Source organism: Thermodiscus maritimus, from assembly GCF_055382595.1.
Genome location: NZ_AP042434.1, coordinates 371,697 through 394,091, shown reverse-complemented (window position 1 = coordinate 394,091; position 22,395 = coordinate 371,697). Strand labels below are relative to the sequence as shown.

The window sequence follows — 22,395 nt, the reverse complement described above, 5'->3', positions numbered from 1 at the left end:
GTAACAGTTAAGTCCTCTTTTATGGAACTTGAACCGGAACGGCGGCGGGTTAAAGGGTGCCATAGTTGGCGAAGGTGAAGAGCAGGGAGTCTAAGGGAGGTACTCCTAGAGGAGAGATTGGCGGTATAACCTCCAGGCTGGCAGTATTTGCCGCGAGGTACTCAACGCTCCTATCAATACTTGTCCTAGCAGTGTTAGTGGCGGTTGGCGTATACATTAGGGTGCTGCCAGCCATCCGGTATGGCCTGGAACTGGATGCCAACGACCCATGGATAGCGTATTGGGAGGCGGAATACTTCCACCAGCACGGGCTCTTCAACTTCCAGGGGCTACACGATGTCAAGTCGTTCTGGTGGCCGGTGGGAAGGGACTTCACTCGCACAGACTCTCTGGGAGTCTCATGGCTAGCCGCAGCAACATATAGTATAGGGGCACACTTCGGCCTGACACTGAAAGAATGGCTGGCGCTATTCCCGGTGTTCGCTGGAGCCGCTGCAATAGTAATGCTCTTCATACTAGTATACGTGGTGACGGGGTCTAAGCTCGCCGGCCTAGTCAGCGCGGCCTTCTTCGCCCTAACCCCTGGAGCCATCGCGAGAACCACCGTCGGCTTCGTAGAGAAGACTGGTATAGCGGTTCCCGTGGTGGCTTTAGCTTACACCTTCTTCGCGCTGGCGCTCCGGAACAAGGGCTTGAGAAGCATGATATACGCGGCGCTAGCCGGGATAACTGGAGGCCTCGTAGGCTACCTGTGGGGAGGCTATCATGTGGTAACACTTACGTTCTCCCTAGCATTTCTCATCGACCCGATCTTCGCTAAGCCGAGTAGGGAGAGGCTGAAGGTATACGCAATACTATCACTATTCTATATCATCGTGGCGGCCGCGTACCCGAAGATCGGGCTCAAATACTTCATTGGAAGCCTGGGAGGCGCTCTCATAGCTAGCCTAATAATATATGCTATCGAGGTGTACATTGAAAACAGCCCATTAGCATCGAGGATACTGCCTGACGGCGTGACCCCCCGGTTCCAGCTGTGGCTCTTCATTGTGCTAATAACGGCGGCCTTCATATCCGTCTACTCTGGCCTTGTACCTGTCAGCAAGAGGCTGCTGGCGGCGGTTGGGATTAGGAACCTTAGCCCCCTGGTTGAGAGTGTTCAGGAGCACCAGCCAACCTCTATTGCAAGGATCTTCCAGGAGTACGGTCTAGCCCTCCTCTTCACGCTGGCTGGGATCATAGTATTCGCGGCCAGGGTGGTGAGGGGGTCGATCAAACTATACCAGGCCGTAACCGGGTCGATGATCTATATCATGGCATTATTCCTAGTATATGCGAATAAGCAGCTAGCTTACTTCACCCAGATGGCCTCATTCTACGTGACCATGGCGGCCGGGCTGGCAGTGGCAGATATAATAGCTGGCTCCGTTATGGTCTCGGAGCCTAAGAGTAAGAGGGCTTCCAGGGCTGCTAGCCAATACGAGGTAAGGGATCCCCTGAGGGTCTTGGCTGGGATCTTCATAATACTCGTTGTCGGCATTGGAGGAGTCTACTACGGGGTTCAGTCGTACAAGACCAACGAGTATAGGGCGCCCCAGATACTCACCTCTGGATTGTCTCCCTTAACGCTCCTCAGCTCCTCGGGTCAGTCTCGTATAGTGGTGCCTCTAAACAAGGCCTGGCTGAACGCTCTCGACTGGATCAAGAACAATACTAGAGAGGACGCCCTCATCGTGAGCTGGTGGGACTACGGGTACTGGATAACCGTGAATACTGGTAGGAAGACTGTAGCGGATGGCGCAACCCTCAACGAGACCCAGATCAGGGCGCTCGCTAGGGTACTTACAGGCGATGAGGGAGAGGCTAACTATCTCTTGAAGAACGTGTTCCACGCTGAGCCCAACAACACCTACGTAGTGTTCTACGAGATATTCGAAGGCGTAGTTGACTTGAAGAATAACATGACAATCCTCTACCCCAAGCCAGAAGCGATCCAGCAGCCCCAGCAGGGCATCCCAGGAGCAGTGATCCACGGATTCGCAGACTTCCCCAAGTCTACACAGATGCTGAAGATCGCCTATAGGATACCACCCTTCACCACTTCAGTGTTCTTCACGCCATACTCGAGCCTCTACATAGATAGCAGCGGGCAGCAGTGGGTGGAGTTCCCGGGATTCGTGGGCCAGCCGGAGGAGAACGTGTCCAGGGTGAGGAATACTCTCATATACAAGATGGCGATCAATGGAATATACGCTCTCCCCAATGTGGCTGTTGCAGACTCCTCATGCCAGGCTATAATTAACAGGACGCAGGCCGCGGTTATGGCGGTTGCAGCCGCTAGGAGCACGGCGGGAGGCTACCAGATCCAATACCTCTTCCCAGAGAGCCAGTTCAAGTCGTTCAAGCCCGTCGCAGTGAGCATATCCTGCCCGATAGTCAACCAGGTCGCAGACAGGTATACCATGCTGGCGGTAGTGGTATTCATATACCAGTGGACCGGGTAGGCCTTGAAAACCCCTCTTATACACTCCCCAGCCCTTCTATATTCTTGGAGCATGCATTGATTGGGAACCGCCTAGAGTGTAGTGATCCGAGATGAGGAGGACTAGCAGGAAGGACGCTATGAGGATGGTGCTGAACACGCTGTCAACAGTTAGAAGGGCCCAGCTAGAGGTTAAGAAGGCAAAGGCCCGGGCAAGGAGCATGTCCAGGCTTGTCCCTAGAGAGGAGTATAATAACCTCATAGTTACACTCGAAACCATAGACATCATTCTAGAGAGGGTTGCCTTGAGGCTACAAACTATACTTGCCTCGGGGATAATCACCCGAGACCTCCTCATAGTCCCCAAAGCCGTGGTCGAGAAGGCCTCCGAACTCTCATCATCCATACCATTAGGGCTCACCCAGTATCTAGCTGAGATAACAGACATGCTCGAAGTCCTAGCCTCAACAGCGCCCGCATCACCAGATACGCCTAGCTACATGGGAGACTTCACCCCCTCTAGAGAGGAGGTAGAAGAGGTAATCAGGGAGGCCAGAGAGGAGGCTAAACGCAGGCTAGAGCCGGAAGGACTAGTTGGATGAGCTAAACACCTCACGCCCGGGACTTGCCTCCCTAGGCAATCTTCATTACCAGAAGGTGCTCCATTGGGGCTACTTACACCTACACTGACAATTACCGGCTGCGCCCTCCATAGAGATTTAATGCGATGAGGACCTATCTTAACGAGCGACGCCTATTAGTGTAGTCTTTACACCCGGACTCTCAGGGTAAGGGATCATTCTATTCTATTAAGATTATAGGGCGTTTACTGGGAGGGATAATGAGGGCCTGTGAGGACTCCTAGCCAGGCTTACCGGTGGGGATGCTGAGTGGACCACAATCCGAGGCCCCTTTAAGTTAAAACCTTCCAGGATAGTGTGTGTTTCCCTGGGCTGGTAGGGTTGGTCTGGTCTATACTCGAGCTGTTGCGCAACGACCCCGAGAGGTTGAAGTACTATGTCAGGATAAGGCTTATGGACGAGTCACTGGTTGAGAGGGCGGTTAAACTAGACAAGGAATGGAGGCAGCTACTCACCAGGGTTAACGAGCTACGGCATAAGCACAACCAGACAAGTAGGAGCATAGGGAGGACTAGGGACCCCGAGGAGAGGCAGAGGCTGATAAGGGAGGCTAAGCGGCTCCTCGAAGAGTTGAAGGCACTGGAGGAGGAGTTGAAGAGAGTTGAAAGGGAGAGGGAGCAGGCTTTAATGATGCTCCCCAATATAGTTGAGGAAGACGTCCCCATTGGCGACGAGTCCGCTACTAGACCGATCGAGTTCTGGGGGAGGCCCCGGGTGTGGAGGGGCCACCTCCAGCAGTTCATGGAGGAGACGCGGGGGTTCAACGTTGAATTCGACGTTATAGATTGGAGGCCTATTGGCCATGCTGACATGTTGGAGAACGTGTTAAAGCTGGGAGACACACTTAGAGCTGCCAAGGTGGCTGGCTCCAGATTCTACTACTTGTTCGAGGACCTAGTGTGGCTGGACTTCGCCCTCCTCCAGTACGCGATAGACACCCTGACTAGGAAGGGATACACCCTGGTCCTTCCACCCTATATGTTAAGGCATGAAGTGGTGACTAGGGTTATCGATATTGAGACTTTCAAGGACGCCATCTACAAGCTCGAGAACGACGACCTATACCTAATCTCCACCGCAGAGCACCCGCTCGCGGCACTCTACTACAAGGACGAGTTATACGATGACGAGCTCCCACTCAAGCTCGTGGGTATAAGCCCCTGCTTCAGGAGGGAGGCGGGCGCCGGTAACAGGGATCTTAAGGGGATCTTCAGGGTACACCAGTTCCACAAGGTGGAGCAGTTCATATTCTCGACACCAGAGGAGAGCAGGAGGCTCCACGAAGAACTGATCAACAATGCAAAAGAGCTCTTCCAGGGGCTAGGGATACCGTTCCGAGTAGTGAACATAGCAAGCGGAGATCTCGGTGCATGCGCCGTCAAAAAGTATGACTTGGAAGCATGGATGCCGGCGCAGGGCAGGTACAGGGAGATGGTTAGTGCAAGCAACTGCACAGACTGGCAAGCCTACAGGCTGGGGATCCGCCTGATAAGGAGGAAGGGGATGGAGAGAGGCTATGTCCACACGCTGAACGGGACGGGAATCGCTAGCACTAGAGCGATAACAGCTATACTCGAGAACTTCCAGGAGGAGGACGGGACTGTCAAGATACCTAAGGTGCTTAAGCGGTACCTTGAAGCGTTCGAGAGGGCTCCAAAGGATTACATCGAGCCCAGGAGGAAACCCCCTATACCCTCATCCAGGGGCTAGCGGCCTAGGAGCCGCTTAATGAACTTCCCAAACCCTTCGAACTCCCCTTCTCCCCCACTCATCCTAGCCATAGCGAGGGATCTAGCCTTGTCCTCGCTCATGAACGCATACTTTTTAGCTACAAGCACGAGTTCTCTCAGCTCGTCCTCGCTCGCATAGTCTAGGGGGATACCCTTCTCTCCCGAGTCGAGCCAGGCCCTGATCAGCCTCTCGTATATCGGCTCTACTCTCGGGTCGCTGTAGAATGCAGCCTTCCTCCAGGCTACATCGTTATCCTCTATTAAGGATATTAGCTCCTGTATAAGGCGATCCCTCTCACTCAAGCTACACACCATCTACAAGTAATGGGTATCTGTAGAGGTAATTAGCCTTGAAGAGACTGCTCGGCCATCCTCCGCTTCCAGTCTTCTACAACGTCGTAACCGTATATCGCCTTGAGGAGCTCCCTTCCCTCCTCGGTAACGTAGTCTGGCGACCAAGGCGGATCGAAGGTTACCTCAACCTCTACCTCCTCGACCTCGGGCACCATCTCCTTGATGGCCTCCTCAGCATAAGCCGCTATCTGGCCTACTACGGGGCAGCCTATGGCTGTGAGCGTCATCACTATCTTAACATAGTATTTGCCCGGCTTGACCTCCTCAGCGTGGATCTCGTATACGAGTCCTAGATCGTAGACGTTTACGGGTATCTCTGGATCGTATACTTCCTTGAGGGCCTTTATCACCTTATCAATTATCTCCTTCGGCCCAGTTGTTATGGGGAATTTCTTCTCATCAGCCATCTAAATACACCAGGCTTATTGATTCAGTCTAGGCTATTTAAGAACCAGTATAGTTTAGCCGTAGTCCTCTCTTCTAATGAGTCGTAGTGTGAGGGCCAATGATATATATGGAGAGGCTGCAACGATGGCAAGCCCAGCGATGAATAATGCTTCGATCCTCGATAGCCCGCCTAGTATTGTTGCTAGAGAGCCGATACCGGCTACTAGTATTGTGAGCTTAATCTTGTAGGATACAATTGATCTCGGACGCCTTCCCGCCAAGCTCTTCTCCCCTCTCCCTGACATATTCTAGCACTCTCCTCGCCTTCCCAAGTGCCTCCTCGCGGGTCTCTCCCGACGCGAGTGCCCTGATCTCTAGTACAGGACCGGAGGTCTCGTGGCCCTTCGGGTGACTCTTGAGGTAGACTCCCTCCTCCATCCTAGACGCCCTCTTTATCCATGGCGCCAGGCCGGACTCCGGAACCCCTGTTAATGTGAAGTAGCAGTCCACAGCCTCTCTGTGGGGTGCTATCTCCCTGAGTAGGGGGGCTAGGTGTTGCTCGAATATCGCCTTCATCTCCGCGGGGACCCCTGGGAGGCTGGCTATAACTTTACCATTAAGCCTTAGAAGCATGCCTGGAGCAGCGCCGACGGGGTTGGGGAGGGGTTTGGATCCCTCCGGCAGATAGGCCATTTTAAGCCTCTCCTCTGTCAGCTCGTACCCCACCTTCTCGTAGAACCTTCTAACCATCTCTAGGGCCTCCTGGTTCAACACGAGCCTCCTCCCCACCGCTCTAGCCACCCCTTCTAATGTTATGTCATCGTAGGTTGGACCCAGACCTCCTGTCGTCACAACTACGTCTGCCCTACTCACGCCGCGGCCGACCTCCTCCTCTATATCCTCTAGCCTATCCGGGACCGTGATGATCCTCTCAACGCGGAAGCCCATGAAGGTGAGCTTCTCTGCAAGCCAGGAGGAGTTGGTGTTAACAATCCTACCAACAAGTATCTCGTTCCCCACCGTTATTATCCAGGCAATAGGCTCTTTCCCAGGCACCCCGCCGCACCCCTCCTTGTGGTATTGTAGTACCCGCTTTCATCCCATGGGCCGCTCGGCCCAGTCGGCGGGTTGGCGCGCAAATAGAAATTGTTGGTTTATGGGGGCTTATACGGTATATCCTGGGATAAGTGTTCATGTTAGGAGGTCTAGCATGGTCTCAAGGTCTCCCTCAACAGTATAGTGTATTCTCGTGTAGTTCTTCCTGAATTCTATCACGTCCCTCTTAACCTTCTCCGGCTCCTCCTTCTTAATGAGAATTCTAGCGATGAACTCTGCTATCTGCTTCATCTCATCCTTACCCATGCCGAACCTCGTCATTTCCTGCACGCCTAGTCTCAAACCACTCGGGTCTTTGACTGCTTCCGGGGGATCCCAGGGGAGCAGGTTCTTGTTGACTATTATGTTCGCGTCCTCGAGTAGCTTAGCGGCCTTTGCACCTCCACCCTGCTTTCTCACGTCTACGAGGACCTGGTGGCTCTTGGTATAGCCTAGGTGCTCTCCTAGCACGTTGAATCCCTGGGCTGCGAGTTCTTCTGCCAGAGTCCTGGCGTTCTCAACTACTGTACTAGCGTATTCTCTGCCTTTAACAGCCATCTCGACGGCGGTGATTGCGGTGGCAGGGATCCTGTGGAGGTGGTGGTTGCTGACAAACCATGGGAATATTGTTTTGGAAACCTTCTTGTAGAGGTCTTTATCGTTGAATGCTATGAGGCCTCCCTGGGGGCCAGGGAATGTTTTATGTGTTGAAGCAGTCATTACATCTGCTCCATGTTCGAGCGGATTCCTCCAGGCTCCCCCTACTATTAGGCCGAAGACGTGGGCTGCATCATACATTAGCTTCGCCCCAACACTATGGGCTGCTTCAGCGATCTCCTTGACCGGGTGCGGGAAGAGGTACACGCTGCCGCCGAGGACCACGAACCTAGGCTTCTCACCCTCGATAACCTTGATGGCACCGTCCACGTCCACGTTCATGTTCTCCTCATCATAGGGGAGATCCACTTGAATAATTCCTAGAGCACCTAGGGTCCCGAACTTTGTATGGCTTACATGGGCCCCAGCCTGCACAGGGGCTATAGCCGCTTTATCCCCAGGTTCAGCCAGGACCCTGAAGACCGCGGCGTTAGCTATCGTCCCGCTCGTGGGCCTTAGCTCTACGCCCACTGCTCCAAGCATACCAGCTATGAACTCCGCGGTCGCAACCTCAAGCTCGTCAATGTATCTTGCCCCCTGATAGTAGCGTTTGAAGGGCTTGCCCTCAGCGTACCTGTCCATGAAGTCTGAGAGGTAGGCTTTCAGGGCGAGGGGGCTCATGACATTCTCGCTCGCTATAAGGTTAATGGATTCCCGGAGCCTCCAATTGTTCTGGAGGCGAGTCTTCTCGATAACCATTTCGAGGAGTTCTCTTGGGTTCAACAGCGCACACCCATATTCAAAGAATATGAACCCTATGAAGGGTTAATATTTAGCTGGCGATTGGAGATGACGCTCTTCCCCATAGATAACAGTGACAGGAAGCCCATAGGCTCCACGGGAGAGACTGTCTCAGCTATCGGGGTCGGGACGTGGGCTATAAGGGACCCGGATAGGATGGTTGAGGCCCTAGTCTATGCTTTCAGTAACGGTATAGATAACGTGGATACTGCGGAGATGTATGGGAACGGGCTCGCAGAGGAGGTTGTTGGTAGAAGCGTTAAACGGGTTGGGAGGGACAACGTGTTCATAACAACCAAGCTCCTCCCCCACAGGTTCCGCTCGGAGGACCTTGCTGAGAAGGCAATGAAGAGGAGCCTATCCCGGCTAGGCGTTCGATTACGTCGACCTAGTCCTAATACACTGGCCCGACAACGTAGCAGGCATCCAGGACCAGATTAGGAGCCTCGAGTTCCTAGCCGAAAAGGGCTACACAAGGTATATTGGTGTAAGCAACTTTGAAGCCAGCGACCTCGAGGAGGCCATATCCTCGACCAAGAAGCACGAGATAGTAGTTGACCAGATCCACTACAGCGTCCTCTACAGGCATCCGGAGAAAACCCTCCTCCCCCTAGCTATCGAGAAGGGTATAACTGTGCAGGCGTATACACCTATAGAAAGAGGCAGGGTTAACACGATAGATCTCTTGAAGGAGATCGGGGAGAAGTATGGGAAGACCCCCGTGCAAGTTGCTCTCAACTATCTCATATCCAGGCCGCGAGTAGTCGCTATACCAAAATCGGAGAGGGTTGAGAGGATAAGGGAGTTTATCGGGGCTATGGGGTGGAGGCTCTCCTCCTCGGATATAGAGTTGATAGAGAAATCATTGATATAATATAATATATTTTTGTTATTTCATGGTTGATGGTTTTTATGGCTTATATGGTGTTACCACGGTATACTCCGGCTTGCTTCTTATTTACAGCTCTCCAACCAATACATCCGGTTGGGGGTGTCTGGTGACACTAGTATCCCACACCGCAAAGTATCTTCCAAGAATAAGGGTGAAGCTAACAGGAGTCGCAGCCCTACACCTCACCAGCCTAGCATGGAGCGTGGCTGAGAGGCTGTGGAGGAGCTATGGAATCTACGTTGAAGTCGAGGATGACCCATACTATCTCGTTAACCCCACCCTCGGCGTGGGGCTTGGAACCGGTGGAATGCAGATAATAGTTGAGGACCCTAATGGAGAACCCCAAGTATATGACTTGGGTATTGGAGAGGGCGAGGAAGCCCTGGATAGGCTAGAGAATCTGATCCTGGGAGTTATAACTAACGGGCAACCCGTGCTCGACAGAGATATGAACGACTCGCTCGTGGATAGGGACCTTTACGTGGATGTGGCGATAGCCTAATGCCACCTGTGAGCGCTGGCCCTTCTAGCCTCGATTATCCTAGTTACATGGGCTAGTATGTGGCGGAAGAGATCTCTCTCCGAGTAGAAGAGAGAGTCGCAGTAAGGACACTTGTATAAACCATTAACCTTCTCGACCCTTATGATAGACCCGTTATATTCTACTATTGTGAAGCCTTCCCCCTCATCCATTAGAGGACCACCTATTCCATGCGTCCATTCTAGGAGAGTAGGTATGGGCTCCAACTTAAGCTAAACAGGTCTCCTTAGCAACCGCTACACTAATACTGGATCATCATTTGTAAAGTGAAGGTTAGATGCTCGCGTACAACTGTGCCAGCCTACTTTAATTAACTCCTGTAAGAATCCAATTATACAGAGGCTAGGTGAGCGGTTGTCTCAGAGCGTGGGGATGCTGGGTTGGCTAACGACCTGCTGAAGCTGCTTAAAGAGCGTGGCTTCAAGCTAGAGTGCAGAAAGGAGCTTCTATCGAATGGGGCGAGAAGCAAGGTTGTCGCAGGACCATGTAAGTTCCAGGGGATGGTCGGCCCTATTCCGATAAAGGGCTTGATAGTCGTGGCCGAGACGGCTAATGCCCAGATTATACGTGAGCTGGCTAAGATAAGGCTAGTGGAGCTAATACCCGTTGCGATCATAGTCACAAGGGACCCGCCTTCAAAAGAGATAGAGGAGTTGGCTGGAGCCCTTGGGGTTATAGTAACCCAGGCAGAGGTCTGGGGCAAGCAGGTTGAAGAGAAGGTTAAGGACTACACGGTGATTCCGAGGCTTGATACCAGCAGCGCTAGAAAGGTGTTTGAGACTAGGGTAAAGAGTGATCTTCTCGGGCTCTTCGGCGGTGTCCTATCTTCCAAGAAGCTCCGGTTTATCGGGTTGAAGCTAGCCTACTTCCCGCTTAGATGCTATGAGGTCTTAATACATAAGCTGGGCGAGGATGACGAGGTCCTAGAGACCAGCAAGACAAGTCTTTGCTTCGAGACAGCCAGTGGGAGCCTCGTAGGCGTTAGGGATGGCGTGATCTATATAAGAGACGAGCTAGTCAGGCTCGGTGAACTCGACGACGACGCGATCAATGTACTGGAGCTAATTTCATCGATGGGTGCTGCGAGTATTAGCGAGATAGCCGAGCACCTTGGCGAGACTGATAGGGCCAGGATCATAACCGACGTGCTCGTAGAGCTTGGCTTGCTAGAGCCAGACTATAATGGCTTGTTCCACATAAGCCCCATACGCTTAGAGAACTATGTCAGCCCTCTCACCTACCTGAAGGAGGAGAACCTTCTAACCGAGGGGAGACCCGCCCGCTGCTCCAGGGTGCTCGAGCCGGGATTCGACCTTAACAAGCTGGATAGGATAGTAGGGGCGTTCGGCCTAGTCAAGTCGACTCTAAACATATACTATCCCCTCTACATAGGGGTGTTCAGGAAGAGGAAGAATGGGAACTACGTGGATATCGCGGCGATAATAGATGGAGCTACCGGGCATAGGCTCGAGGAGCTTGAGGAGACTATTGCTGGCAGCAACATGGTCTACCAGCTTGACAAGATCATAGAGGAGATAACCGGTTCAGTAGAGGAGGAGTGCCCGGAGGGAGAGGAGGGCTCGGAACCGGCTCGGCCTACTCACAGCCCCCGGGAGGGCTCGGGGCCGGGCTAAGGGCTCCTCACAGCCGCGGAGTTCTAGTGTAGGAGCCTAAGGTTTAATCCCTTATCTCCTCTAATCCAAGTGTGCCCCGCCTTACCGTTCCGCCTCCATCTTCATCCCCCATCATGGGGTCTCGGCGGACGTGAGACCGGCGGGGCCGTTAATTACAGCTATTATCGGGCGAGGATAACATAATTTGCGCTGGCATTGTTTTTGCAGCCTCCTATGGCTCCTCGAGGAGCAGCGTCCGGGATACATCTTAATTCCTTATAATGCCCGTCTGGTGATGGGTCGAACTGGTGTCGGCGGTGGTGTATGGATCGGCTGATGACGCGTTAAAAGCTATGGTTGAGATAGCTAAGTTCGTTGAAAAAGCCGCGGGCGAGATAGACAGGGGCGATGTTGAGCGTTTAATCAACCTACTAGTAAGCGTTTACGGGGATCCCTCGCGGAAGATCCTGGTAATGGGGGCTGGGAGGAGCGGGCTTGTTGGAAGAGCGTTCGCCATGAGACTCCTCCACCTCGGCTATAACTCCTATGTTCTAGGGGACACGATCGTCCCCAGCGTCAGCGATAAGGACGTGGTTATAGCCATATCGGGTAGTGGTAAGACCAAGCTCATCGTAACCGCGGCGGAGGCGGCTAAGAATGTGGGCGCGACAGTCGTAGCCATAACAACCTATCCAGACAGCCCCCTAGGAAAGCTTGCAGACCTCGTGGTGAGGGTGCCGGGCAGGACTAAGCACAGCAAGCTAGACGACTACTTCGCCAGGCAGATCCTCGGAATACACGAGCCCCTAGCACCCCTAGGGACCCTCTTCGAGGATACAACCCTCATATTCCTGGACGGCGTAGTCTACGCGCTCATGAAGAGGCTAAGGGTGTCTGAGGACGAGATGAGGAATAGGCATGCCAACATCGAATTATAGCCGGGCACGGAGAGGCTCAGTCCTCGCCCCCTTCGACCCCTGGAAGAGCGAGCTATGCACCTGCCCATTCAAGCTCTCCCTCAACCCATACACGGGTTGCAGTATAAGATGCCTCTACTGCTATGCGACGGCATATATTGGAGAACGAGACAGCAGCCCGAAGAAGGACTTCCTAAGGAGGCTTAAGAGGGACGCCGCCCGGTGGCCCCCGAGAATACCAGTAAACATCGGGACCAGTAGCGACCCGTATCCTCCCGAGGAAGCCTACTATGAGCTAACAAGGCAGGCTCTAGAATACCTCATACCCCGAGGATACCGTATACTGATAACTACGAAGGGGACCCTCTACGCCAGCCGCGACTTAGACTTGATCTCCAATGGGAACGTGGCGGTAACACCTACCATAACAATGCTCGACCCACTACTATCCTTGAGGGTTGAGCCCAATGCTCCCCTCCCAGAGAAAAGGATCGATGCTGTGAGGAGAGCCGCGAAGGCAGGCGTGCCTGTAGGGGTTAGAGTTGACCCCATAATTCCATACATCAACGACGACCCACACATGCTGGAGGATCTTGTTGGGAGGCTCGCGGAGGCTGGGGCGGTTTTCATAGTAACCTCGACCTATAAGGCTAGGCCAGACAACCTTGCCAGGATCCGTCGGAGCCTGGACAGTCTAGGAGAGCGCATATACAAGCTCTACAGGTCCCGCGGGGTGAGGGTGAACGGGTACCTATACCTACCGAGGGAGGAAAGGGAGAGGCTCCTTAAACCCGTGATCAAGGCGGCTAGGCGCATGGGGATTCAGTACGCTCACTGCAGGGAGGGCTTCACCGGTAGGGAGTGGTTCAACGCGCCCAGCTGCGACGGGACCCACCTAATACCGGAGAGGGTGAAGCCTGTTGCTGGAGGCCTCGACTCCTGGGTACGTTGACGGGGTTGTCTTTGAGGCTACAGTCGCTGGCATCCCAGGCTACTATATGGTAAGGGGGTACAGGCACCCTCCAGGCCGTTTGCTGGTGGAACCCTATAGGGTATCGGGCTGTAGGGGTAGGCCTGTGGCTGTGAGGGAGTATGTTCACTGCCTCGGCGTATACGCCTATACTGTTCCTAGAAAGAGCGTCGTAAGAATACTCTCCGGCCCAAAGTCGCTCTCCACCCTACCATTGAGGGTCAGGAGGGTTATCGGGGACTTCGTCGACCGCCTAGGCCTAGAGTGGGCGGGGGTTACGGGCTCCTATGCAGTCGGGTGTGAGAGGCAGGATAGCGACGTGGACATACTGGGCCTCTACAGGAAAGGCATCCTTAAAGCACTCAGGGATCTCTACGAGGACGGGCTGATCCACCAGTGCAAGATGGGCGACGTTATGGCTAAGCGGGGGAGGGGGCCGGGGGGAGTGGCCCTCGACCATGAAAGGATCGAGAGAAGCCTAACAGACTCCTGCTATAGGGGTATCCCGTATACTCTCAGGCTCCTGACAGTGCTCCAGGACGCTGAGTGCACAGATACACTCACACCGCTCGGAGTATTCGATGGGATCCTCTACCTAGAACCTGTCGGGGAACCGATAACCGTTCCAACCAGGTATATGGGTATCCCGGCATCCACAACTCCTATGGGCTGGGCCGGGGAGATTATAGTTGAGACGTGGAGGACTAGATACCAGGAGCTCCCCCCAGGCTACTACAGGGTGCGCGGGCTGGTGAGGCTTGACAGTCACGGGCACACAATACTATCCCCAGACCACGGTGGCGTTATTGAATGGGCGCAGCCTCCACTCCTCGATAATCCTAACTAGGAGCGGAGTATGGGGGCAGGCGGTAGGCATCCCCACCCCTCCAGGCATGATAGCCTATATACCCAAGTATGTGGCTTGCGAGGAGCCCAGCCCGTGGAGGATGCTATCCTGGAACCTCTGCAGGATCATACCATCCTATGGGCCTCGGGGGCTGGAGAGGGTGATGAACCGGTTGGGTGGGAGGTGGAGAAGGGACCCCAACTACGGTGCAAGGATGCCCTATGAACTGTTGGAGAACCTGACACTACTACTCCACCCCGTAGATGCTCTCAGGAGGCTGGTCTATCACCCCTATGAGGGGGCGGAGGGGGCTGTTTCGCTTATCTCAGACCTAGCGGGAGAGGCGGGAGTGTCGGTAGAGGATCTCGGCCTCACAGGCTCCTATGCACTGGGGATCCCCCATGGGGAGTCAAACGTGGATCTAATAGTCTATGGGGAAGCCGCTGTCAGGATGTATGATTTCTTCGCCAGCCATAGAAGGGGTCCCTCAAGGGATGATCTCGGAGGGATCACGACTTTCCCAGAGATAGACTTATCCTGGAGGAGGGGTGTTCTGTGGGGTTATAAGGTGACGTGGACAGGGGCTCCCATAGAATGGCACTGCCCACCCCTGAGGAGCTACTACACTATAAGCCCTCCAGTTAAGAGGATCCGGGCCGTGCTCAATGTAGAGCCGGGTCAGGCTGGAGCCCTCCTCTACCCACCATGCGTCAGGGCTGGAGACTACTGGATAGTCTCGTACGAGTATAATCTTGGAGGACTACTATATGAGGGGGGAGCATTCGAGTTAGAAGCCTATTCCTCGAAGGAGGGGGTCATATATTTGGGTTTGAGAGAGTACCCGGGACTAGTTAGAAGGCTCCCTAGTAGAAGCGGTGGCGGCTCCTAGGATTTCTAGCGCCTCCATTAGGCTCTTCCTCTTAGCATCCTCATCCTCGCTGGCGAGGCAGGCTTCAACCACCTTAGCCAGGACACGGTAGAGTATAGCTATCTCGCTAGCTTGCTGCTTCACCTTGGAATCCAGGACCTTTACTGTAGCGTTGGTGGAGTCGAGCAGTAGCTCGATGACGGTTAGCAGCTCGTTGACGTCTCCGTGGTGGTGATGATGGTGCTCGTGTTCATGCTCGTGCCCGTGTCTTTCAGAGACCTCCTCTACGACCTTCTCTATATCCTCCCTCTTCTTGGGGAGCGTCATCCTCCTTTTCCGCTTCTTCTCCTCGCTCATACCAAGCATCCCCTTTAACTAACTCCTGCTTCCAGGGAATTGGTGCGGGTATTAACCATTATTTTATACGATCCTCTCCTCACCAGGTAATCATTGGCGAGTACGGGAAGGGTGACTGGTGTGGCGGACGATAAACTGCTCAACCCGAAGATAATAGAGTTGGAGGGGAAGGCTCAGATTGGCCTAGTCAAGGAGGTCGAGCTGGTGGACTGTGAGGAGCCGGAGGGCTGGAAGAAGATAATAGCCCGGCTCAGGGATGGGAGCGTCGAGTCGACCAACTGCATGGAGCCCGATGCCGCTAAACGCAACTATATGGTCATGGTGCTCTACTCTAAGAAGTGGGGGCCTCTTATAAACGAGAGCCTAAACGATTCCAGCGAGGAGTGAAAACCTGTTGAGCCGATGATGACTGGTATTACCGCTTAGCCCATGAGCGGTGAAGAGAAGCCCAGCCTGAGGCTCCCCGAAGTATTCAGGGAGCGGGGATTGAGGGTTTGGGCTGGTTTATTCAAAAAGGCTTAGTCCTCCTCGCAGATCCTCCCCGAGTCTCTAATCGCTTTCAGGTAGGCGCCCGCCGCCTCCCTGATCCTCTCGAGGCTCTCTACTATACTCTTCGGCACGCACCCCTCGCTCTCTCCATGTAGCTTCTTCTCTAGAATCTTCCGGGCCTCCATGGATAGTATGTATATGTTGTTCATTATCTCGTAGAAGAGGTTCAGCTGCTGGAGGAGGTGCTCCATCCCCTTCCTGGTGAGCTTGTAGATCTTCCGGGCCCTCCCCTTCTCAACTATCAGCTCCTCTTCGATGAGCCCCTCCTCGCTTAGATCGTGGAGAACCGGGTATATGCTTCCAGGGCTCGGCTTGAGGGTTCCAGCGGTTACCTCCTGGATCTTCTTTGTAAGATCGTAGCCGTGGGTCGGCTTGAGGGCTAGGATTGTGAGTATAAGAAACCTTATCCTGTACTTTATAGGGTCTACTCGGTCATCGCTGGCCACTGGCCTCCACCTTTCCCGGGTATCTGGGCCACCAGGAGGCCTTTCCAAGTAGCGCTATTAGTGGTGGTGTGAGTATTAGGCTCGCGTCCAGCCCTGCTAGCAGTACTCCCAGTATGAGGGCTGTACCCATAGTGCTTAGGCCGGGGCTAGAGGCTAGGGCTAACCCAACATAGGCGCCAGCCATTATAGTTGCTAGGCCGAGAACTGTTGGGGTGGCGTACGCTATGCTCTTAGCTACCCCGCTCCTGGAGCATTCGACCGAGCACTCCTCCCTGGCCCTTGCAATGTAGAAGCTGTTGTAGTCCATTCCTACTCCGAGTATCGCGGTGAACACTATGACGGGTAGGTACCATGCCACCTCCTCGCCCATTAGATTCTGGAAGAGTATTATGGTGAGCGCGCTTCCAGCATAGGTTGCTAGCACTACTGCTACTATCGCTGATAGTGCTGTAATAACGCCTCCGTACGCTACTAGGAAGGTGAGGAACATGAGCGTTACTGCAGCCGGATAGACCCTGTGGTAGAACCTGTCGTTTATAAGATTCCTCATGTCAAGGTTGACAGCGCTCATCCCGCCTACTAGACTCTCGGGGTCGATTTTATGGGCAACACTCCTTATCCGGGAGGCGCAGTCTACTCCCTCCTTGCTGAGCGGGTATACGTTCATGACTGCCTTGACAACTCTGCCCTGGTAGCCCTCCATCACGCTCGCCTGTGAAACACATGATAGGTTCTCTACGGCATTGGCTATCTCCGAGGCCTTATCCTTGCTAGACGCTACAATGTAGACGGGGTAGAGTATGCCGGCGTCATAGTTGGTGTTAATGTATTCCAGGGCCTTCCTAGCCTCAGAGCCTGAGGGGAGGTTTATGGATAGGTCATAGCTCCCCGTGAAGCCGGCCATCACGTAGCCTGCGAAAACCGCTAGTATCACGGCAATCGCTAGGGGGATCGCGGGCTTGCCTGCAACTGCCCTCCCGACACCCATGAATCTCGGGGTCTTCTTAGCGGATTCAACCGGGTGACGTGGCCACCAGAACCACCTGGTTTCCCCCACGTAGGCTAGGAGGGCTGGTATGAATGTTATACTAGCCGTCATGACGAAGAATATGGTTAGGGGGACATTCGTCCCTATACTGGATACGAATGGGAAGTCCCATGCCAGGAGCATGCTTCCGAACCCGATCATGGCAGTGATTGCTCCAGCCATCACCGGCTTTACAGACTTCCTGTAGGCCTCGGCGGCCGCCATCCTGCTGTTGAGGCCCTTGGCCGCCGCCTCCCTGAACCTCCTGGAAACGTAGGCGGCATAGTCTATTCCAAGCCCCAGGCCTGTGGTGAACATTATAGTCCTGCTATGCGTTGTGATATCTATTATGCCGTACTTGCCGAGAATGTAGGCGAGTGCTAGGCTCACCACTAGGCCGAAGCCTATCCCTATGAACGGTAGGAACACTGCGGCTATACTCTCCATTATCAGTGCCAGTATTATGATAACGAAGACCATGCTGAGCCTGTCGCTCCTCTCAATATCCTGCCTTGCCGAGGTGCTCATCTCATAGCTCATGTAGTCGTCCCCGCCTAGCAGGATGCTAGCGTTATATCCGAGCTCCTTGAGCCCATCCTTCATATCAGCCTTGATTGCTTTGGCCTTCTCAACCCTCTCATCTAGGTTGCCGCCAGATACGTTGAAGCCTACTATGAACCCCTTGCCATCCCGCTCAACAAGTATACCCTTAAACCTCTCAACTATCTTAGGGAAGACTTCTTTCATAGTGTTGTTTACGAGCTCGCCTACAGCGGCATCGAATGAAAGCTCACCTTTATAGACCCGAGCAGCCTCTCTCAATAAGGCCTCAGCCTGCTCCTGGGTTATGTTAGCCATCCCCCCAGCCATTGCCTGTGCTAGGAGCTTCGGTGCAGCATCGAGTATAGCATTCTCTCCCCTGCCGAGCAGGCCCGCAGAGGCTAGGAGGTCCAGCATGCCGGCAGCTTGCTCGCCAGCCTTAGAGGCTAATACTACCCTACTAGCCTTCAAGGCGGCTTCATCGAGGCTCTTCGACGATAATAATTCCTGCTCCACATCCGGGGTTAGGGTTGCATTAGACTGCTCAGCTATGAGTACCGCGGCCACACCATACTTCGAGGGCCCGGTTAGAGCGCCCGCCGCGTTCCCATCATACCTCTTAACAATTGAAGCTATCGCCTCTAGGAGCTCTCCTGGCACCACTACTCCCTTCTGGGATAGAGTAGTGTTTACAGTCTCGACCGCGAGCCTCAGTGCCTCATCCATAGTGTAATTACCATGGTAGACCTCGCTAGCGATAATCTCGGCTATCCCGGCAGGTATCCCCTTCTCCTCCAGGACCCCTGCCAGCACTCTGACGGCTACTTGATCATTAACTGTGCAGTTGCTCTCCAATACAGCATCAACCGTGGCATTAACTAACGGCGCAGCCTCAGGTGGGAGCTGGGAGGCTAGTGCCTCGCCAACACTCCTCGCGAGCACAGGCTTTACAGCCTCCTCCTCAGAGGCAATCTTCTGGAGCAGCTGCATCTGGCCTATGCTCAGGTTCTGGGAGCCTGCTACGATCTGCCTATCATCTCCGCCATCCACGGTTGAAGACCACACATTCGCGGTGAGGTTGAAGAACGCCAATGCCTCTCCGGGAACCCCCTTAGCCTGTAATGCCTGCAGGGCGATCCTAGACGCTATCATGGAGGCTAGACTGTTATTGAACACCGCAGGACCGCCAGCAGATACAGTAGCGTTATAGGTAGCCACAACCAGTGCGGGGTCAAGAGGCCAGGCCCCACTAACATTACTCGCAGCTACAACCGCCGCTATATCCTGCTGGTCTATGGGAGGACTAGTATAGGCATCGGTCAACGCCTCCAAAAGCGCCTCAGCCCTAACAACATCATAATAGCTCGTCGCGACCGCAGGGAGGAACACGTTACATGAAGTGTTAAGCGCGGAGGCAGTCTCCTCCACCACAGGGACCCCAGCCTGCAGCTGGGAGCCAGCCACCCAGTAGCCATGATAGGCCTCATCAACAGCCCCAACCAGCTGCGCGGTCTGATTCACTCCATCCAGGGTCTCATTGTAGGCCTTAGCAACTTCGACTAGACCCTTCACAGCCTGCAAGGACTGGTTGAGCCCGACCTCTACTCCGCTGCTAACATTAGCCTCGACAGCCGATACTATATCGATCCACGAGGAGAACGTGGCACTCTCATACTTCTTCTTCAACCCCTCATACCACGGTTTAAGCTTCCAGTAATCATTTAGAGTAACCGGAACATTGGAGACAACGGCTAGAAATGGCAGAACACCGCCCTTCTCAGAAGCACTGGGCGCACCACTTGAGAGATTCTCCATGGCATCGCTAGCCCTAATACTCTCGACTGTTGAGGGGAGGAACTCCTTCTCACTAGTCTTCACTACATCATTGATACCTGCCGCTAGCGGCCCGGAGAGTATTACTATCACCAGCCACACAGCAATTATCGCCCAAGGCCTCCTAGATATAACGCTCTCCAACACATATCAGCACCCGATCCATATCAACCACCGACCTATATTTAAGAACGATCATATACAGTGGACCTACTGTGAATTTTGTATATTGGTCGGGGTTGATGGGGTGTTTCATGGTGCGACCATCAAGCCCCGCAAGGAATATATAAGGCCCCCGAGAAAAACAATGATTAGAAGAATCCAAAAGACACTGAAACAATTTTACCATGTGATTTCATCTATGCATTCTTCCGTCCTGTTTTCGGCTAGCTGTTCGAGCTTGTTGCTTGTGAAGTTTTTGCAGTGTAGTATTGCTGCGGCTGTGTTTGGGTATGGTGGGCCGAGCCTTGAGAATAGTGTGAGTACTCTCCCTCCATGGTCGTACTTGTAGCCGTTTGGAGTCCATTCGTGCCCCCTTATTATCATTTTGACTCCGAGCTTCTCAAGCACCCTCTCCGTGTCCCTCTTACTCCATAGGAGTCCTGCTCCCCTCACGTGGTTTCTTACCGTCTCCAACCCGGCCTCTTCGGGTAGGGGATCGCTCCACAGGACTTCTTCTAGCAGGCTTGGTTGTGGAGGGAATTTGTCTCCTCCTAGGTATTCTATGGGGTCCCTCGCGGTGTCTAGGGTTGTTATTGGGGGTCCCCCGTGGACTAGTAAAGCTCTATCCTCTAGGAGGAGCGCGTAGGGGAGGTGGTCGAAGACCCTCCTGGAGAGTTCATAGAGCCTCCCTGCCCTGGGGCCGTAGAGTATGGTGAGGGCTTGGGGGTAGTCGTGGGGGTATGGGATCAGTTCTGGTGGGGGCTCGTGGTTCCCCCGGAGCGGGACTAGAGCTTTGCCTTCCGCGAAGAGTTTGAGGACGGTGTGGAACACGTATACTTGCCCTTCGGGGGGTCCCCTGTCAACGTAGTCTCCTAGGAAGATCATGAATGAGTCCTTGTACTTTTCAATTATCTTGTTGAAGGTATAGTGGTCTCCATGGGTGTCGCCTACCACAGTGACGGGTCGGGGTGAGGGGCTCTTTCCCGAGGCAAGCCATGCCCCTCCATAGACCTGGAATCTCTCCCCTCCCACCATTACGGTGCCTTCTTCGACCGCGGCTTCCAGCTTGCCTAGAGCCCTTTCTAGGACCCGCTCATACTCGCTGGCATCTATGAATGGAGGGTCCCTGTCAGCCCGCACTATCCTTATCTCCCCCTCTAGATGATGGGGTATAGAGTGCCCCCTTTACCCCATAGCGATATATGATATTATGGTATATTATGTTGGTTATCGCTACAGTCCCTGTTACCCTAGGCTGGGAATGCCTTCACCTATTATATCCTGGTATACATATTATAGGATTGGCGGCTCGCGATGGCTCGTTTCCCTGAGTCCTCTAGGGACCCGAAGGAGGTCTTAGAGGCTCTCCGCTCCATGGCATCCCGGGACTTTGATCCCAACTCGAAGCGTATGTTTGGCCACGTCTATGATACTGGCCTCGACGAGGTTAAGGAGGCGGCTCACAGGGCTTTCATGATCTTTCTTGACAAGACCATGCTGGACTTCACAGTATACCCTAGTGTGTTGGAGCTTGAGCGAGAGGTTGTAGGGATGGCTGCATCGCTGGTGGGGGGTGGTGATGGTGTTGTTGGGGCATTCACTTATGGGGGCACGGAGAGTATTATGTTGGCTGTGAAGGCTGCCCGCGACTATTACAGGCGTAGGGGTGGGAGGCTCAAGCTCGTACTCCCCATAACGGGTCATCCCGCCTTCGTGAAGGCCGCGGAGTACCTCGGCGTTGACCTCGTTAAGGTCCCTGTTGACCCGGAGACTTATAGGGTTGACGTGGAGGCTGTGAAGAGCGAGGTCACAAGTGAAGCCGTGATGATCGTTGGTTCAGCCCCCAACTACCCCATGGGGGTTATCGACGACATAAAGGCGCTGAGCGATATAGCAGTTGATAAGGGGGCATGGCTCCACGTTGACGCATGTATAGGCGGATTCCTCCTACCATTCCTCCGGGATGTTGGAGACGAGGTGCCCGAGTTCGGATTCGAACTCCCAGGCGTAACGTCTCTCTCAATGGACCTACACAAGTACGGCTACGCTCCCAGGGGCGCCTCTATAATTCTGTACCGGGGCGAGGAGTACAGGTTGAACCAGATATTCGTCCACTCCAAGTGGCCAGGCTACCCGATCGTGAATATGGCTGTCCTCTCCACTAGGAGCGCCGGGCCCCTAGCCGCGTCGTGGCTGGTTCTCAAGTCGCTTGGCATGGAGGGCTACAGGAGGCTTGCGGAGAAGGTCCTCTATACTAGGAGGAGGATTATAGATGGCCTGGGCAGGCTTGGTTTCAGGGTCCTAGGGGACCCTCATGGAGGGATAGTAGCCTTCACCACAGGAGAGGTATCGCCTACAAGCCTCGCCACAGCAATGCATAGGAGGGGCTGGTACATCCAGGTGCAGCCCGGCTCGAGGAAGCTGGGTCTCCCCAAGAGCATCCACTTAACAATAAGCCCCGCCCACTCGAGTATAGTGGAAGAATTCCTCCACGACCTCGAAGAGGCTAGGAGGGAAGCACTCGAGAATCCAAGCGTGAGGGAGGAGGATGTGGCATCACTGGCAGGAGTGATCGAGTCTTCGAGTGTAGACGAGGTTCTATCTCTCCTAGGACTCTCAAGAGGAGGCGGTAGTGGATTGAGCGGCGAGGTTCTGGCTCTCGTAGACGAGCTGATACACTATCTCGACCCAGACCTGGTCGAGGAGCTCCTCCGGAGGGCTGTAAGCAAGCTCTTCACTTAAACCC

At 54.0% G+C, this 22,395-nt stretch carries 23 protein-coding genes; 13 read left to right on the top strand and 10 right to left on the bottom strand.

Annotated features, from left to right (window positions below; all coding sequences use genetic code 11):
* Positions 1-74: 74 nt before the first annotated feature.
* From ACZ47H_RS02095 to serS, 3 genes are all read left to right on the top strand, one after another.
* The gene (locus ACZ47H_RS02095; RefSeq protein WP_464933923.1) at positions 75-2,504 is read left to right on the top strand and encodes an STT3 domain-containing protein; all 2,430 of its coding nucleotides are present in this window, start codon (positions 75-77) and stop codon (positions 2,502-2,504) included.
* A gap of 91 nt (positions 2,505-2,595) precedes the next feature.
* Entirely contained in the window at positions 2,596-3,084 is a 489-nt protein-coding gene (locus ACZ47H_RS02090; RefSeq protein WP_464933557.1) for a hypothetical protein, read from the top strand.
* 360 nt (positions 3,085-3,444) lie between these two features.
* Positions 3,445-4,833 carry a serine--tRNA ligase gene (serS, locus tag ACZ47H_RS02085; RefSeq protein ID WP_464933556.1) on the top strand — a complete coding sequence of 463 codons (1,389 nt, stop codon included), beginning with the start codon at positions 3,445-3,447 and terminating at the stop codon, positions 4,831-4,833.
* Here serS and ACZ47H_RS02080 read toward each other — a convergent pair.
* From ACZ47H_RS02080 to glyA, 5 genes are all read right to left on the bottom strand, one after another.
* Positions 4,830-5,156: a hypothetical protein gene (locus ACZ47H_RS02080; protein ID WP_464933555.1), complete on the bottom strand. Its 327-nt coding sequence runs from the start codon at positions 5,154-5,156 to the stop codon at positions 4,830-4,832. The two genes, serS and ACZ47H_RS02080, sit on opposite strands and share 4 nt — an antisense overlap.
* A 41-nt stretch (positions 5,157-5,197) precedes the next feature.
* The gene (locus ACZ47H_RS02075; protein WP_464933554.1) at positions 5,198-5,614 is read right to left on the bottom strand and encodes a metal-sulfur cluster assembly factor; all 417 of its coding nucleotides are present in this window, start codon (positions 5,612-5,614) and stop codon (positions 5,198-5,200) included.
* Between the two features lie 54 nt (positions 5,615-5,668).
* The gene (locus tag ACZ47H_RS02070) at positions 5,669-5,875 is read right to left on the bottom strand and encodes a hypothetical protein (RefSeq protein WP_464933553.1); all 207 of its coding nucleotides are present in this window, start codon (positions 5,873-5,875) and stop codon (positions 5,669-5,671) included.
* Positions 5,832-6,650, bottom strand: coding sequence for a nicotinamide mononucleotide deamidase-related protein (locus tag ACZ47H_RS02065; protein ID WP_464933552.1), 819 nt, complete (start codon positions 6,648-6,650; stop codon positions 5,832-5,834). The genes ACZ47H_RS02070 and ACZ47H_RS02065 overlap by 44 nt, the downstream gene beginning before the upstream one ends.
* Positions 6,651-6,785: 135 nt before the next feature.
* Positions 6,786-8,045 carry a serine hydroxymethyltransferase gene (glyA, locus tag ACZ47H_RS02060; RefSeq protein WP_464933922.1) on the bottom strand — a complete coding sequence of 420 codons (1,260 nt, stop codon included), beginning with the start codon at positions 8,043-8,045 and terminating at the stop codon, positions 6,786-6,788.
* A gap of 90 nt (positions 8,046-8,135) precedes the next feature.
* Here glyA and ACZ47H_RS02055 point away from each other — a divergent pair, with 90 nt between their 5' ends.
* From ACZ47H_RS02055 to ACZ47H_RS02045, 3 genes are all read left to right on the top strand, one after another.
* Positions 8,136-8,528, top strand: coding sequence for an aldo/keto reductase (locus ACZ47H_RS02055; protein WP_464933551.1), 393 nt, complete (start codon positions 8,136-8,138; stop codon positions 8,526-8,528).
* On the top strand, positions 8,485-8,961 hold the full coding sequence (locus tag ACZ47H_RS02050) for an aldo/keto reductase (RefSeq protein ID WP_464933921.1): 477 nt from the start codon (positions 8,485-8,487) through the stop codon (positions 8,959-8,961). Before ACZ47H_RS02055 ends, ACZ47H_RS02050 begins: the two co-directional genes overlap by 44 nt.
* A gap of 124 nt (positions 8,962-9,085) precedes the next feature.
* Entirely contained in the window at positions 9,086-9,481 is a 396-nt protein-coding gene (locus ACZ47H_RS02045) for a hypothetical protein (protein ID WP_464933550.1), read from the top strand.
* Here ACZ47H_RS02045 and ACZ47H_RS02040 read toward each other — a convergent pair.
* Positions 9,478-9,672 carry a hypothetical protein gene (locus ACZ47H_RS02040; RefSeq protein ID WP_464933549.1) on the bottom strand — a complete coding sequence of 65 codons (195 nt, stop codon included), beginning with the start codon at positions 9,670-9,672 and terminating at the stop codon, positions 9,478-9,480. The genes ACZ47H_RS02045 and ACZ47H_RS02040 overlap by 4 nt on opposite strands.
* Positions 9,673-9,900: 228 nt before the next feature.
* On the opposite strand from ACZ47H_RS02040, the gene ACZ47H_RS02035 reads away from it, so the two are divergent.
* From ACZ47H_RS02035 to ACZ47H_RS02015, 5 genes are all read left to right on the top strand, one after another.
* On the top strand, positions 9,901-11,154 hold the full coding sequence (locus ACZ47H_RS02035; protein ID WP_464933548.1) for a hypothetical protein: 1,254 nt from the start codon (positions 9,901-9,903) through the stop codon (positions 11,152-11,154).
* 332 nt (positions 11,155-11,486) lie between these two features.
* On the top strand, positions 11,487-12,071 hold the full coding sequence (gene hxlB / locus ACZ47H_RS02030) for a 6-phospho-3-hexuloisomerase (protein WP_464933920.1): 585 nt from the start codon (positions 11,487-11,489) through the stop codon (positions 12,069-12,071).
* Complete coding sequence (locus tag ACZ47H_RS02025) at positions 12,052-13,002, top strand: SPL family radical SAM protein (protein WP_464933547.1); 951 nt, start codon at positions 12,052-12,054, stop codon at positions 13,000-13,002. The genes hxlB and ACZ47H_RS02025 overlap by 20 nt, the downstream gene beginning before the upstream one ends.
* Positions 12,971-13,867 carry a hypothetical protein gene (locus tag ACZ47H_RS02020; protein WP_464933546.1) on the top strand — a complete coding sequence of 299 codons (897 nt, stop codon included), beginning with the start codon at positions 12,971-12,973 and terminating at the stop codon, positions 13,865-13,867. The genes ACZ47H_RS02025 and ACZ47H_RS02020 overlap by 32 nt, the downstream gene beginning before the upstream one ends.
* Positions 13,827-14,756 (top strand): hypothetical protein, encoded by a 930-nt coding sequence (locus tag ACZ47H_RS02015; protein ID WP_464933545.1) that lies wholly within the window; start codon positions 13,827-13,829, stop codon positions 14,754-14,756. The genes ACZ47H_RS02020 and ACZ47H_RS02015 overlap by 41 nt, the downstream gene beginning before the upstream one ends.
* Here ACZ47H_RS02015 and ACZ47H_RS02010 read toward each other — a convergent pair.
* Positions 14,715-15,092: a hypothetical protein gene (locus ACZ47H_RS02010; RefSeq protein ID WP_464933544.1), complete on the bottom strand. Its 378-nt coding sequence runs from the start codon at positions 15,090-15,092 to the stop codon at positions 14,715-14,717. The two genes, ACZ47H_RS02015 and ACZ47H_RS02010, sit on opposite strands and share 42 nt — an antisense overlap.
* Positions 15,093-15,212: 120 nt before the next feature.
* On the opposite strand from ACZ47H_RS02010, the gene ACZ47H_RS02005 reads away from it, so the two are divergent.
* Positions 15,213-15,479: a hypothetical protein gene (locus ACZ47H_RS02005; RefSeq protein WP_464933543.1), complete on the top strand. Its 267-nt coding sequence runs from the start codon at positions 15,213-15,215 to the stop codon at positions 15,477-15,479.
* Between the two features lie 131 nt (positions 15,480-15,610).
* On the opposite strand, the gene ACZ47H_RS02000 is transcribed toward ACZ47H_RS02005, so the two are convergent.
* The 3 genes from ACZ47H_RS02000 to ACZ47H_RS01990 all read right to left on the bottom strand — a co-directional run bounded on the left by ACZ47H_RS02000 (position 15,611) and on the right by ACZ47H_RS01990 (position 20,789).
* The gene (locus ACZ47H_RS02000) at positions 15,611-16,087 is read right to left on the bottom strand and encodes a PadR family transcriptional regulator (protein WP_464933542.1); all 477 of its coding nucleotides are present in this window, start codon (positions 16,085-16,087) and stop codon (positions 15,611-15,613) included.
* Positions 16,074-19,631, bottom strand: a complete 3,558-nt coding sequence (locus ACZ47H_RS01995; protein ID WP_464933541.1) for an MMPL family transporter — start codon at positions 19,629-19,631, stop codon at positions 16,074-16,076. Before ACZ47H_RS01995 ends, ACZ47H_RS02000 begins: the two co-directional genes overlap by 14 nt.
* Before the next feature lie 198 nt (positions 19,632-19,829).
* Positions 19,830-20,789, bottom strand: a complete 960-nt coding sequence (locus ACZ47H_RS01990) for a metallophosphoesterase family protein (RefSeq protein WP_464933540.1) — start codon at positions 20,787-20,789, stop codon at positions 19,830-19,832.
* A gap of 174 nt (positions 20,790-20,963) precedes the next feature.
* On the opposite strand from ACZ47H_RS01990, the gene ACZ47H_RS01985 reads away from it, so the two are divergent.
* Positions 20,964-22,391: a pyridoxal phosphate-dependent decarboxylase family protein gene (locus ACZ47H_RS01985; RefSeq protein WP_464933539.1), complete on the top strand. Its 1,428-nt coding sequence runs from the start codon at positions 20,964-20,966 to the stop codon at positions 22,389-22,391.
* Positions 22,392-22,395: the final 4 nt, after the last annotated feature.